The 1,046-nt window shown below is 32.5% G+C and carries 1 protein-coding gene; it reads right to left on the reverse strand.

Annotation, left to right across the window (positions count from 1 at the left end; translation table 11 throughout):
• Positions 1–695, reverse strand: a 695-nt coding sequence (locus VXQ92_RS21020; RefSeq protein ID WP_416683069.1) for a hypothetical protein, incomplete at its 3' end; no start/stop codon positions are given.
• Between the last annotated feature and the right edge of the window lie 351 nt (positions 696–1,046).

Consider the following 1,046-nt stretch of genomic DNA (forward strand, 5'->3'; position numbering starts at 1 on the left):
GCTGCTTCTGAGGTTTCGTCAGTAGATACCCCATGAACATGGTAATAGCCGCCACCTTCAACATCCACGCCAATGGCTTTAGTCGCTTCACGAAGTGGTGGGCTAAAAAGAATCACTTCTTCTTCCGCTACTGCAAGTAAAGCAACTACTTTAATATAACTATCATAAGATGATTCTAGAAAATTTCTTACCTGATCTGCAATTTTTGAAGGTTGATACTCTCTACGGTCCTTCTCACTCAAACCATAATCATTCAATAAATCTTCATATAAAGGATAATGTGCATACTCCGGATTACCTAGATAATAATTGTCCGGGTCTGTTCCTGGTCTAAAACCAAATTCATCAAGTACATTTAAACTTAATAAAACGCGTGGAAACATTTTAGCTCCAGAATGGAGTTTAGGCTCCAATTGTTTTGTCTGGAACTGGGCCATTAATAAGGCATCAGTAAAGATCTGAACAATCGCATGACGATATTCTAAATGAATACGAGTCAGGGTTTGTTTATCAAGATAACCGTTATTTAATATTTCAATTGCAGGGTGTTTACTTACTGGTAATTGCGCAATTTTATTCCTTAATTGTTTGAGAAACTGTAAGTTTTCTTCCCATTGTGAAGCGGGAATACTATCTTTCATCCCCTGCAATGCTTTTTCTCTTGGATTATTAAAGTCTTCAAATTTTTTTGACATAATCATTCTCAATAAAAAGTTTTTCTTATAGTTAAGCTAAAGGCTATCCCTCTATTTCCATTACGTATTCGAACGTAAAAAGGATAAATTCCGTATACCCATACTTAACGAATTGATATTATGTTTAGTATCTCAACAAATCAATGGATTAATTAATATTATTTAAAAAAGTAAACTATTGCCAATAAAATATTTATTTCTTTATTTATCAAGGCACACCAAGCTATTGAATAAATATAATTTTTTAAATATCATTAAATAAGTTTTATTTAAGCTTTCATACTTTACAATAGCAAAGTTAATCAAAAAATATCTATGACGGGGCAACCAATGTCAAAAAGAGAAACGATT

It is taken from the genome of Acinetobacter sp. 228, assembly GCF_048147885.1.